Source organism: Arthrobacter hankyongi, from assembly GCF_022012395.1.
GTDB lineage: Bacteria > Actinomycetota > Actinomycetes > Actinomycetales > Micrococcaceae > Crystallibacter > Crystallibacter hankyongi.
Genome location: NZ_JAKLTQ010000005.1, coordinates 199,697 through 211,548 on the forward strand (window position 1 = coordinate 199,697; position 11,852 = coordinate 211,548).

An 11,852-nucleotide genomic window follows, 5' to 3' on the forward strand; every position below is an offset into this window, starting at 1 on the left:
TAGACCGCATCACCTGATACGTTCCTGGTTAAATACAGCGCGGGCCCGGAACCTTCAGGTTCCGGGCCCGCGGCCGGTCAGTACCGGGCTTGCCTAGTGTGCGTGGAGTCCGCGGCTGTACTCGTAGACCCAGCCGATGATCGAGACGGCCGCGAAGCCGACGCCAATGTAGACGATCCACCAGCCCACGGCCAGGCCGAGGAAACCGGTAGCGGCAGCTGCCGACAGTGTGATCGGCCACCAGCTCCAAGGGCTGAAGTGGCCCTGTTCGCCGGCGCCCTCGTGGATTTCCGCGTCGAGGCGGTCCTCCGGGCGGGTTCCGACCCGGCGGGCGGTAAACAGCAGGTAGAACCCGATCATTCCGGACAGGCCCGAGAGCATGAACATGCCGAGGTAACCGACAGGCTCATGCCAGTTGACCATGAAACCGTAGACGGTTGCCGTGAGGGCGAAGAACGGAACCAGTCCGATGAAAAGCCAGGACTCAATCTTCACGGTTACGCGTCCTTCTGGTCGGCCGGGCCGAGCAGCTGGGCTGCCGGGGCCGGGGCGGTCGGGGTATGCCGCGGAGCGAGCTCCGGGTGGTGCAGGTCCAGGGCCGGACGCTCGGAACGGATGCGCGGCAGCGAGGTGAAGTTATGCCGCGGCGGCGGGCAGGAGGTGGCCCACTCCAGCGAGGCGCCGAAGCCCCACGGGTCGTCCACTTCCACCTTCTTGCCGCTGCGCCAGGTGATGTAGACGTTCCACAGGAACGGGATCATCGAGGCGCCCAGGACGAAGGAGGCAACCGTGGAGAACTGGTTCATCGTGGTGAACCCGTCCTCGGGCAGGTAGTCCGCGTAGCGGCGGGGCATGCCCACCACGCCGAGCCAGTGCTGGATCAGGAAGGTGCCGTGGAAGCCCAGGAACAGCATCCAGAAGTGGATCTTGCCCAGGCGCTCGTTGAGCATCTTGCCCGTCCACTTCGGCCACCAGAAGTAGAAGCCGGCGAACATCGCGAACACCACGGTGCCGAAGACCACGTAGTGGAAGTGCGCGACCACGAAGTAGGTGTCCGAGACATGGAAATCCAGCGGCGGGGAAGACAGGATGATGCCGGTCAGACCGCCGAAGAGGAAGGTGGCCAGGAAGCCCAGGCTCCAGAGCATCGGGGTCTCGAAGGTGATCGAGCCGCGCCACAAGGTGCCGATCCAGTTGAAGAACTTCACACCGGTCGGGACCGCGATGAGCATGGTCATGAAGGCGAAGAACGGCAGCAGGACCGAGCCGGTGACGTACATGTGGTGTGCCCACACGGTCACCGACAGGGCGGCGATGCCGATGGTGGCGAAGACCAGGCCCTTGTAGCCGAAGATCGGCTTGCGGCTGAACACCGGGAAGATCTCGGAGACGATGCCGAAGAACGGCAGCGCAATGATGTACACCTCGGGGTGGCCAAAGAACCAGAACAGGTGCTGCCACAGGATCGCCCCGCCGTTGGTCGGGTCGAAGATGTGGGCGCCGAAGCGGCGGTCCGCACCCAGGGCGAACAGCGCGGAGGCCAGCGGCGGGAAGGCCATCATGACCAGGATCGCGGTCACCAGGGTGTTCCAGGTGAAGATCGGCATCCGCCACATGGTCAGGCCGGGGGCCCGCATGGTGATGATCGTGGTGATGAAGTTGACCGAGCCCAGGATGGTGCCGAAGCCGGACAGTGCCAGGCCGAAGACCCAGAGGTCACCGCCCACGCCCGGGGAGAACGTGGTGCTGGACAGCGGCGCGTAGGCGAACCAGCCGAACGAGGCGGCGCCCTGCGGGGTGATGAAGCCGGCCACGGCGATGGTGCTGCCGAAAAGGAAGAACCAGAAGGCCAGAGCGTTCAGGCGCGGGAAGGCCACGTCCGGGGCGCCGATCTGCAGCGGCATGATCACGTTGGCAAAGCCGGCGAACAGCGGTGTGGCGAACATCAGCAGCATCACGGTGCCGTGCATCGTGAACAGCTGGTTGTACTGTTCCTTGGTCTGCAGGATCTGCATGCCCGGCTCGAACAGCTCGGCCCGGATGACCAGGGCCATCACGCCGCCGAGGCAGAAGAAGATGAACGACGTGATCAGGTACATGTACCCGATGGTCTTGTGGTCCGTGGAGGTGATCCAGTTGACGACAATGCGTCCCTTGGACCGGGGAACAACACGCGGCGCCGCTGTAGTCCCGGCTTCGCCGGCGGTGTATTCGTAAGTAGACACTAGTTTTCCCTCGCTTCCTTACTCAGCCGCTGCGTACGGGTTTCGGTCATATTCTGCGCCGAGCTGCCCGGTCTTCAGCTTGGTCATCTGCTGATTGAACTCGGCCTCGGACACAACCTCGACACGGAAGAGCATCTCGGAGTGGTATTCGCCGCAAAGTTCGGCGCACTTTCCGTCATAGACACCCTCGCGCTGGGGGGTCAGGTTGATGTAGTTGGTCTTCCCGGGGATCATGTCGACCTTCTGCAGGAAGGCGGGGACCCAGAAGGAGTGGATGACGTCGCGGGAGTTGATCTGCAGTTCCACAGACTTGTTCACCGGCAGGTAGAGCGTCGGCAGCGTTTCGGGGATCCCCGGCTTGCCCGTCAGGTGGGCCTGCTCGCCGGCGGAGTACTTGTTCTGCTTCACATAGTTGAAGTCCCAGGCCCACTGCTTGCCGCGGACATCGATGACCACATCCGGGTTGTCGGTGCGTGCGGTCAGGACTGTCTGGTCCCGGTCGGTGAAGTAGAAGAAGACGAAGACCATGACCAGCGGGATGGCCGTGTAGAAGATTTCAATCGGCAGGTTGTAGCTGAGCTGCCGCGGGAATCCCTCGTCCTGCTTGCGCCGGCGGTACGCGACGATGCACCAGAGGATCAGCCCCCAGGTGAGAACGCCAACAGCCAATGCGGCAATCCAGGAGTTCACCCACAGATCGACAATCCGATCAACGTGATTGGTGGTGCCCGGCTCCGTGGGCAGCCACCCCATGCGAACTTCTTCTGAACATCCCGTCAACAGCATCGTGCCGAGCACGCCCAGGCCTGTGGCCTTGGCTATTCTGGCACGTCGGCTGCCGGTTCGGTCCTGCGAACTCACAGACGGCCCTTCCTCTTGTTTCGTGCAAGTGATGCGCGCGCCCGTGGCGCAAAACAGCGCCCCGTAGGCGCGCGCATATCCAGTTTTACTACTCAATGTAGAGCTTACCCTCACGCGTGACGATCGTGTGACAGGCTCCCCGCAGTGAGTCGCTGCCCAGCTGCCCCCCGGCGCCGGAACGGATCTCCTTAGTGGAAGGAGTCTCCGCAGGCGCAGGAGCCACCGGCATTGGGGTTGTCGATAGTGAAGCCCTGCTTCGAGATGGTGTCTTCGAAGTCGATCGTGGCACCGGACAGGTACGGAACGCTCATCTTGTCCACGATCACCTCGACGCCGTCGAAGTCCCGTACGGCGTCGCCGTCCAGCATGCGCTCGTCGAAGTAGAGCTGGTAGATCAGCCCGGAGCAGCCACCCGGCTGCACCGCCACCCGCAGGCGCAGGTCGGTGCGGCCTTCCTGCTCGAGCAGGCTGCGGACCTTGCCGGCAGCCACCTCAGTCAGGGCAATTTCGTGCGTGGGCAGCTCGGCCGGTTCGGGGGCCGTGGTGCCGGTGGTTTCGCTCGTTGATGCGCTCATTCTTGTTCCTTATCTGTACGGGCCGCCAGGTGACCTTCTGCTATTACTCAGGGGTGCTGCGGCTTCGAGTTCCATGGTACGTCCCCGGATACCGGCGACGGTAACTGCCGCCGGCCCCGTTCAGGCCCCGCCGCGGGCGTTGAGCCGGGCCAGCAGCAGGGCCTCGGCCAGCACCGCATTGCGGAAATCCGCCAGGTGCAGGGACTCGTTGGCCGAATGGGCCCGCGAGTCCGGATCCTCCACGCCGGTGATGAGGATCTGCGCCTGCGGATACAGTTCGGTCAGATCCGCGATGAACGGAATGGAGCCGCCCATGCCGGCCTGCACCGGCGCGGTTCCCCACGCTTCGCCGAGAGCCCACAGGGCCGCCTCGGCGGCCGGGGCGGCCGTGTCCGCGGCGAACGCACTGCCCTGCTCCCCAGGCGTGAACTCCACCTGCGCGCCGAACGGGGCGTGCCGCCGGATATGGTCGGCCAGCGCGTCCATGGCCGCCCCAGGATCCTGGCCGGGAGCGAGCCGCAGGCTGATTTTCGCCTTGGCGGCCGGAACCAAGGTGTTCGAGGACAGTTCGACCGAGGGAACATCCATGCCGATGATGGACAGCGCCGGCTTGTTCCAGAGCCGGTCCGCGATGCGTCCGCTTCCGGCCAGGCGTACCGAGTCCAGCACGGAGGAATCACGGCGGAAGTCCGCCTCGGGATAGTCGACGGCGTCCGTGTCCCGGGCCACCAGTCCGTGGACGGCCACCGCGCCGTCGTCGTCGTGGAAGGTGGCGATCAGCCGGGCGAGCAGGGTCGGTGCATCCAGCACCGGGCCGCCGAACATGCCCGAGTGCACCGCGTGTCCGAGCACCCGGACCTCGACGGTGGCGTCGACCAGGCCGCGCAGGCTGGTGGTCAGCGCCGGGACGCCGACCTTCCAGTTGCCTGAATCGGCCACCACGATCACGTCCGCCCGCAGCAGTTCCCGGTGTGCCTCCAGGAAGGCGCGGAACGTTGGGGAGCCGGCTTCCTCTTCACCTTCGATGAAGAAGGTCAGGCCGACGCCGAAATCGTCGCCCACCGCGTCCAGCAGTGCGCTCAGGGCTCCGGCGTGGACCATGATCCCGGCCTTGTCGTCCGCGGCCCCCCGGCCGTAGAGCCGGCCCCCGGACTCGGTGGCGGTGAACGGTTCGGTGGTCCACAGCCGGCGGTCCCCCGGCGGCTGCACGTCGTGGTGGGCGTAGAGCAGGACCGTGGGCTTGCCCGGTGCCGCCGGCCGGCGCGCGACGACGGCGGGGCCGCCCCGGGTGTCCCCGGAGGCGGCGCTGAGGATCTGCACATCGGTCAGGCCGAGGCCGCGCAGCACGGCGGCGACCGCCTCCGCACTGCGGGTCAGTTCGGCCGGGTCGAAGGCGGCCCAGGCGATGCCGGGAATGGCCACCAGTTCCTTCAGGGTGGAGATCGTCTCCCCCATCCGGGCATCCACTGCCCGGGCCAGGGCGTCCACGTCTATCCCCGAGCCGGGAAGGACTGCGCTGTCAGGAGTACTTGTCATACCCGACACCCTACCGCCGTGCCGGTCCGGCCGCCGGAAAAGCGCCCGGACCTGCGGCAGCAGCAGCTGCAAAACGCCCGGTCAGCGCGGGCTTTGAATCAACGCCGCGGGGCCCGCCGCGGGGTATTCTTGATAAGTGTTTGGACGAAAAAAAGCGGCATCCGAGCCTCAGGGCGAAACTGACCAGCAGACCACCGCAGGACCCGGCCTGCCCGACGGCACGGCAGGCAAGGGCACCCCGACGCCCCGCCGGAAGGACCAGGAAGCCGCGCGGCGCCGGCCGCTGGTGCCGCAGGACCGCAAGGCCGCCCAGGTGGCGAACCGCGACGCCGTGAGGGCCGAGCGGATCCGCATGCGCGAGGCAATGAATACCGGCGATGAACGCTACCTGCCGCTGCGCGACAAGGGGCCGCAGAAGAAATATGTCCGCGACTTTGTCGACGCCCGCTGGGTGCTGGGCGAGTTCCTGATTGTCTTCGCGCTGGTGTTCGTGGTGCTCAGCTTTATCCGCAACATCCAACTGCAGTCCATCATCCTGGTCGGCTTCTGGGTACTGCTGGCCGTGGTGGCCGTGGATGCCTTCATCCTCGCCCGCCAACTGAAGAAGCGCCTGACGGCAAAGTTCGGGCAGGTGGAACGCGGCGCCGTCTGGTACGGCGTGATGCGCGGCCTGCAGCTGCGCAAGCTGCGCCTGCCCAAGCCCCAGGTCAAGCGCGGCCAGTACCCCGCCTGACCCTGGTTCTCCCCTAAACCCGCTCGACCCTTCATCGACTAGACAGATGATGCCCTTCCCAACGTTGGGAAGGGCATCATCTGTCTAGTCGATGCGCTGGAGGGGCGGAGGGAGAGGGTTGGCGGGCCGGTTAGCGGCGGTTCCTGGCCAGGTCCTTGTTGATCCGGGCTGCCCAGAAGGGACCTTCGTAAAGGAAGGCCGTGTAGCCCTGGACCAGTGTGGCGCCGGCGTCGAGCCGTTCCTGCACGTCCGCTGCCGTCTCCACGCCGCCTACCGCGACCAGGACCAGCGAGTCGCCCACGGTGCCGCGCAGCCGGCGGAGCACCTCCAGCGAACGGCGCTTCAGCGGTGCCCCGGAGAGACCGCCGTCGCCGCAGGCGGCGATCCGGGCCGGATCCGAAACCAGGCCCTCACGACCAATGGTGGTGTTCGTGGCGATGATGCCGTCCAGCTTCAGCTCCAGGGCCAGCCGGGCGACGTCGTCCACATCCTCGTCGCTGAGGTCCGGAGCGATCTTCACCAGCAGCGGCACGTGCCGTCCCGCCGCCGCGTCGGCCGTCTCCCGCACCGCGGACAGCAGCGGCCGCAGGGTCTCGACGTTCTGCAGCAGCCGCAGGCCCGGAGTGTTCGGGGAGCTCACGTTGACCACGAGGTAGTCGGCGTGCGGGGCCAGCAGCCGGGTGCTCTTGAGATAGTCCTCGGTGGCGTGCTCGAGTTCCACCAGCTTGGTCTTACCGATATTGACGCCAATAACCGGCCGGGGCCGGACACCGGAGCGCTCCAAGACCCGGCGGGCTGCCGCGATCCGCGGCGCCACGGCCGCCGCGCCGTCGTTGTTGAAGCCCATCCGGTTGACCACGGCCCGGTCCTGGACCAGCCGGAACAGCCGAGGCTTCGGGTTGCCCGGCTGGGCCGTGCCGGTGATGGTGCCCACTTCCACCGCGCCGAAGCCGAGGTCTGCCAGGGCCTCGATGGCCAGTCCCTCCTTGTCGAAGCCGGCGGCCAGTCCGAACGGCGAGGGGAAGCTGATCCCGAAGGCCTCGGTCCGCAGCACGGGCGCGGGCCGGGTCAGCGGGCGCAGCAGCCTGCCCGCGCCGACCTGGTGCGAGGACCGGATCAGGCGGTAACCGATCCGGTGGGCGCGTTCGGCGTCCATCCAGGAAAAGGCGGCACGAAAGAAGAGAGGGTAGAGACGCATGGTCCTAGTTTTCCGGTAAAAACAGCAGTGGCCAAACCGGCCGGCTCCGGCGCTAGCATGAAGCTGTCGAAGAAAGGAAGAATCGGTGGCGTATGGCTGGCGGCCGGACATTCTCGGTCCCGGATTCGAATCGGCGGCGCTGGACCTGCCCTCCCCCACCGGCGGCCGGGCGACCCTCGTACGCTACCTTCCCAACGGCGCCGCGGCCCTGTCCGGCAACCACGCGGTGCTGTACCTGCATGGCTGGAGCGACTATTTCTTTAATACCGAACTGGCCGGCTTCTGGCACAGCCTGGGGGTGGCCTTCTACGCGCTGGACATGCACAACCACGGGCGCAGCCTCCGCGACGGCGACGTGCCCGGTTTCGTGGCGGACCTGCGCGACTATGAGGCCGAGATCACCCTGGCGCTGCAGCAGGTGGCCGCCGACGTCGCAGAACGTCCCGATGTGCCGGCAGCACCCCGCGGGGAGCCGCGCCTGACCTTGATGGGGCATTCAACCGGAGGCCTGGTCGCGGCGCTGTGGGCTGCCGACCACCCCGGCCAGCTGCATTCGCTGGTGCTGAACAGCCCGTGGCTGGAGATGCACCGCAGCCCGCTGGTGCGCTACGCGGCGGCATCGGTGATCCACCCTCTGTCCCGGCTGCGGCCGGTGGCGCAGATCCGGCTGCCGGTGCGCGGCTTCTACTGGCGCAGCATCAGCAACCAAGCCGACGGCGAGTGGGAGCTCGACCCGGTGCTGCGCCCGCCGTCGTCCTTCCCGGTGCACGCCGGCTGGCTCAGCGCGGTCTGGCGAGGCCAGGCCCGGGTGGCCCGGGGCCTGAGGATCCCCGAACCGGTGCTGGTGCTGGCCTCCGGGCGGAGCCTGAACGGGCCGCGCTGGCGGGAGGACATGAAATACGCCGACGTTGTCCTGGATATCCAGACCATGGCCGCGCGGGTGGTCAAGCTGGGCAGCAGCGTGACCCTGGAGCGGATCGACGGCGCGCTGCACGATGTCTTCCTCTCCCGGCAGGAGGTGCGCCGGGACGCCTACGAGCGGCTGGAGCGCTGGACCCGGGCCTATATCCTGCAGCGCAACTGAGCCGGCGGGATCAGCGTCCGGCGGCGCGCGTGAGTGCGTTGTCCACCGCTGCGCCGTAGCGCCGGTCACGGCGGGCATAGATTTCCACCGCGTCCCACAGCGTGCGCCGGTCAACATCGGGCCACAGCACGTCCAGGAAGACCATCTCCGCATAGGCGGACTGCCAGAGCATGAAATTGGAGAAGCGCTGCTCCCCCGAAGTGCGCAGAAACAGGTCCACGTCCGGCAGCTGCGGTTCGTCCAGGAAGCGCTGGATGGTCTTTTCCGTCACCGCCGAAGGCCTCAGCCGCCCGGCGGCGACTTCGGCCGCAATGGCCGCGGCGGCGTCGGCAATCTCGGCGCGGCCGCCGTAGTTCACACACATGTTCAGCGTGCAGACCGAGTTCGCCTCGGTCTGCCGTTCGGCCACCTCGAGCTCGCGGATGACCGACTGCCACAGCCGCGGTCGCCGGCCGGACCAGCGGATCCGCACGCCCCACTGGTCCAGCTGGTCCCGCTGCCGGCGCAGCACGTCCTTGCTGAAGCCCATCAGGAAGCGGACTTCCTCGGGTGAACGCTTCCAGTTCTCGGTGGAAAAGGCGTAGACGCTCACATACTTGATGCCGATTTCGATGGCACCGGCCACCACGTCCAGCAGGGCGGCCTCGCCGGCCCGGTGCCCCTCGGTCCGCGGCAGGCCGCGCTGGTTGGCCCAGCGGCCGTTGCCGTCCATAACGATGGCGACATGCCCGGGCACCAGTTCCCGGGGCAGCGCCGGCGGTACGGCACCGGAAGGGTGGGGGGCAGGCCACACGGGCCCGGTCTGGCGGGTACTCATCTGCTCGTGCTCACACTCGCTCAACATGTCGAAGGGATTTCAGGGACCGTTCCAGGTGCCACTGCAGGTAGCTGGCCACCAGCCCGGCGGACTCGCGCCGCGCCGGCGCGGCCGAGGCGTCCGCCCGCGGCCAGTCCGCGCTGAGCAGGGCCGCGAGCAGCTGCATGGTCTCGGGGGCCGGCGAGGCGCTGCCCGGGGGCCGGCACTCGTGGCAGACCGCCCCGCCGAGGGCAGGCGAGAAGGCTGCGTGCGGACCGGGCGCGGCGCAGCGGGCGCAGTCAGTGAAGCTTGGTGCCCAGCCGGCCGTGGCCAGGGCCCGCAGCAGGTAGGAGTCCAGGACCAGTTCCGGGTCGTGCACGCTCCGGCTCAGCGCGGACAACGCCCCGATGACCAGCGCGTACTGCGTGGCGCCGGAGTCGCTGTCGACATCGGTCAGCTTCTCCGCGGTCTCGCAGATGGCGGCGGCCGCGGTGTACTTGCGGTAGTCCGCCGCGATGTCCCGGCCGTAGGGGCCCAGGGTCTGGGCCTGCGCCACGATGTCCAGGTTGCGGCCGGACACCAACTGCAGGTCGGCCACCATGAACGGCTCGAGCATGGCCCCGAACTTGCTGCTGGTGCGGCGCACGCCGCGGGCCACGGCCCGGACCTGGCCGTGCCGCTTGGTCAGCAGCGTGATGATCCGGTCCGCCTCGCCAAGCTTGTGGGTGCGCAGGACGACCCCCTCGTCCCGGTAGGTGCGCGAGGCAAAGGATCGGCTGGTCACTCCCCTATTCTCTCACCCGCAGGGCCCGCCCCGCCGACAATCGGCGGAACGGGCCCTGCCAGGGTTGCCCGGTGCTCTGTGGCCGCTACTGGGCTGACGTGGCTCCGGCTTCGGCGCGGCTGTCGCGGATGGCGCGGTTGACCGCGGAAACCACCGCCTTCAGCGACGACATCGTGGTATTCGTGTCGATGCCCACGCCCCAGAGGACCCGTTCGCCCACGGCGCACTCGACATAGGCCGCGGCCTTGGCGTTGCCACCCTCGGAAAGGGCGTGCTCCGAGTAGTCCAGGACGCGCACGTCCACGCCGTCCTGGGCGAAGACGTCCAGCAGGGCAGCGATCGGGCCGTTGCCCTCGGCAGTCCGCTTGCTCGGCACGCCGTCGACCCGCATGGACGCGGAGAGCCGGAAGGAGCCGTCTTCGGCCGTGTCCGCATTCACCGACCCCAGGGCGTAGTGGCCCCACGGGTGCTCGGTGGAGGGCAGGTACTCGTCGTTGAAGATGCGCCACAGCTCGGCGGCGCTGACCTCACCGCCCACGGTGTCCGTGCGGCGCTGGATGACCCCGGAGAACTCGATCTGCGCCCGGCGGGGCAGGTCCAGATTGTACTCGTTCTTGAGCAGGTAGGCGACTCCGCCCTTGCCGGACTGGGAGTTCACCCGGATGACTGCCTCGTAGCTGCGGCCCAGGTCCTTCGGGTCGATCGGCAGGTACGGCACGGCCCAGACCATCTCGTCCACGCTCTTGCCGGCGGCGGCGGCGTCCGCCTCCATCGCCTCGAAGCCCTTCTTGATGGCGTCCTGGTGGGAGCCGGAGAAGGCGGTGAAGACCAGGTCTCCGCCGTAGGGGGAGCGCTCGGGCACGGGCAGCTGGTTGCAGTACTCGACGGTGCGGCGGATCTCGTCGATGTTGGAGAAGTCGATCATCGGATCGATGCCCTGGACGAACATGTTCAAGCCCAGGGTCACCAGGTCCACATTGCCGGTCCGCTCGCCGTTGCCGAACAGGCAGCCCTCGATCCGGTCCGCACCGGCCAGGTAGCCCAGTTCGGCCGCGGCCACGCCGGTGCCGCGGTCATTGTGCGGGTGCAGGGACAGGATGACGTTCTCGCGGTTGTTCAGGTTCCGGGACATCCACTCGATGGAGTCCGCGTAAACGTTCGGCGTGGCCATCTCCACCGTGGCCGGCAGGTTCAGGATCACCTGCCGGTCCTCGGACATCTCCAGCACGTCGGTCACTGCGTTGCAGACCCGGGCGGCGAATTCCAGCTCGGTGCCGGTGAACGATTCGGGCGAGTACTCGTAGGTGACGTGGGTGCCCTTCAGCGACTCCTCGTACTTGCGGCACAGCCGGGCACCCTGCAGGGCGATGTCCACGATACCGTCCTGGTCTTCGCGGAAGACCACCCGGCGCTGCAGCACCGACGTGGAGTTGTACAGGTGCACGATCGCCCGGTCGGCACCTTCGAGGGCCTCGTAGGTGCGCTCGATCAGGTGCTCGCGGGACTGGGTCAGAACCTGGATGGTCACATCGTCGGGGATCCGGTCCCCTTCGATCAGCTGCCGGAGGAAGTCAAAATCCGTCTGCGAGGCCGAGGGGAAGCCCACTTCGATCTCCTTGAAGCCCATCCGGACCAGGAGGTCGAACATCTTGTGCTTGCGATCGGGGCTCATCGGATCGATCAGGGCCTGGTTGCCGTCGCGCAGGTCCACGGCGCACCAGCGCGGGGCCTTGGTGATGACCTTGTCCGGCCAGGTGCGGTCCGGCAGCTCGACCTTGATCTGGTCCTGGAACGGAATGTACTTGTGGATCGGCATTCCGGAGGGCTTCTGTGCGTAACGCATTTTGTGAATGGCCTTTTCTACGGGGAAATTTCGAAATTCGGCCGGGCAACACAAACTCCGCAGCGAGGGGTAGGCCTGTCAAACAGCAGTTTGCGAAGCCTCGCCGCGGCAGCTAAGAAGGAGAGTTCCTGCGCGCACCTTTTCACAGTAGCACGGCCATCAGGCTGGCTGTGAACTGTGCCGCAGCCGCCCGAAACTGCCTAAAGTGGACACGAAG

The 11,852-nt window shown here is 67.2% G+C and carries 11 protein-coding genes; 2 read left to right on the top strand and 9 right to left on the bottom strand.

Features of this window, described 5'->3' with window-relative positions:
* Positions 1-93: 93 nt before the first annotated feature.
* From LVY72_RS09805 to LVY72_RS09825, 5 genes are all read right to left on the bottom strand, one after another.
* Positions 94-495: a cytochrome c oxidase subunit 4 gene (locus tag LVY72_RS09805; protein WP_237820290.1), complete on the bottom strand. Its 402-nt coding sequence runs from the start codon at positions 493-495 to the stop codon at positions 94-96.
* Between the two features lie 2 nt (positions 496-497).
* Positions 498-2,225 (bottom strand): aa3-type cytochrome oxidase subunit I, encoded by a 1,728-nt coding sequence (ctaD, locus tag LVY72_RS09810; RefSeq protein ID WP_237820292.1) that lies wholly within the window; start codon positions 2,223-2,225, stop codon positions 498-500.
* A gap of 18 nt (positions 2,226-2,243) precedes the next feature.
* Complete coding sequence (gene ctaC / locus LVY72_RS09815; protein ID WP_237820294.1) at positions 2,244-3,086, bottom strand: aa3-type cytochrome oxidase subunit II; 843 nt, start codon at positions 3,084-3,086, stop codon at positions 2,244-2,246.
* Positions 3,087-3,274: 188 nt separating this feature from the next.
* Positions 3,275-3,661, bottom strand: coding sequence for a HesB/IscA family protein (locus tag LVY72_RS09820; RefSeq protein WP_237820296.1), 387 nt, complete (start codon positions 3,659-3,661; stop codon positions 3,275-3,277).
* 120 nt (positions 3,662-3,781) lie between these two features.
* Positions 3,782-5,197 (bottom strand): dipeptidase, encoded by a 1,416-nt coding sequence (locus LVY72_RS09825; protein WP_237820298.1) that lies wholly within the window; start codon positions 5,195-5,197, stop codon positions 3,782-3,784.
* 136 nt (positions 5,198-5,333) lie between these two features.
* Between LVY72_RS09825 and LVY72_RS09830 the strand changes: the two genes are divergently transcribed.
* Positions 5,334-5,930 (top strand): DUF3043 domain-containing protein, encoded by a 597-nt coding sequence (locus tag LVY72_RS09830; protein WP_372463691.1) that lies wholly within the window; start codon positions 5,334-5,336, stop codon positions 5,928-5,930.
* A gap of 130 nt (positions 5,931-6,060) precedes the next feature.
* Here LVY72_RS09830 and LVY72_RS09835 read toward each other — a convergent pair whose 3' ends face one another.
* Positions 6,061-7,128 (bottom strand): quinone-dependent dihydroorotate dehydrogenase, encoded by a 1,068-nt coding sequence (locus LVY72_RS09835; protein ID WP_237820300.1) that lies wholly within the window; start codon positions 7,126-7,128, stop codon positions 6,061-6,063.
* An 85-nt stretch (positions 7,129-7,213) separates the two neighbouring features.
* On the opposite strand from LVY72_RS09835, the gene LVY72_RS09840 reads away from it, so the two are divergent.
* Positions 7,214-8,212: an alpha/beta hydrolase gene (locus LVY72_RS09840; protein WP_237820302.1), complete on the top strand. Its 999-nt coding sequence runs from the start codon at positions 7,214-7,216 to the stop codon at positions 8,210-8,212.
* 10 nt (positions 8,213-8,222) lie between these two features.
* Here the strand turns inward: LVY72_RS09840 and LVY72_RS09845 are convergent, their stop codons facing one another.
* The 3 genes from LVY72_RS09845 to leuA all read right to left on the bottom strand — a co-directional run bounded on the left by LVY72_RS09845 (position 8,223) and on the right by leuA (position 11,635).
* Positions 8,223-9,029, bottom strand: coding sequence for an isoprenyl transferase (locus LVY72_RS09845; RefSeq protein WP_237820304.1), 807 nt, complete (start codon positions 9,027-9,029; stop codon positions 8,223-8,225).
* A gap of 10 nt (positions 9,030-9,039) precedes the next feature.
* Positions 9,040-9,792 carry a DNA repair protein RecO gene (gene recO, locus LVY72_RS09850; protein WP_237820306.1) on the bottom strand — a complete coding sequence of 251 codons (753 nt, stop codon included), beginning with the start codon at positions 9,790-9,792 and terminating at the stop codon, positions 9,040-9,042.
* 85 nt (positions 9,793-9,877) lie between these two features.
* Positions 9,878-11,635 (bottom strand): 2-isopropylmalate synthase, encoded by a 1,758-nt coding sequence (leuA, locus tag LVY72_RS09855; protein ID WP_237820308.1) that lies wholly within the window; start codon positions 11,633-11,635, stop codon positions 9,878-9,880.
* Positions 11,636-11,852 lie beyond the last annotated feature (217 nt).

Coding starts and splice junctions, on each gene's coding strand:
- LVY72_RS09835 (WP_237820300.1), bottom strand. CDS start 7,128: ATGCGTCTCTACCCTCTCTTCTTTCGTGCCGCCTTTTCCTGGATGGAC.
- LVY72_RS09820 (WP_237820296.1), bottom strand. CDS start 3,661: ATGAGCGCATCAACGAGCGAAACCACCGGCACCACGGCCCCCGAACCG.
- LVY72_RS09825 (WP_237820298.1), bottom strand. CDS start 5,197: ATGACAAGTACTCCTGACAGCGCAGTCCTTCCCGGCTCGGGGATAGAC.
- LVY72_RS09845 (WP_237820304.1), bottom strand. CDS start 9,029: ATGAGTACCCGCCAGACCGGGCCCGTGTGGCCTGCCCCCCACCCTTCC.
- leuA (WP_237820308.1), bottom strand. CDS start 11,635: ATGCGTTACGCACAGAAGCCCTCCGGAATGCCGATCCACAAGTACATT.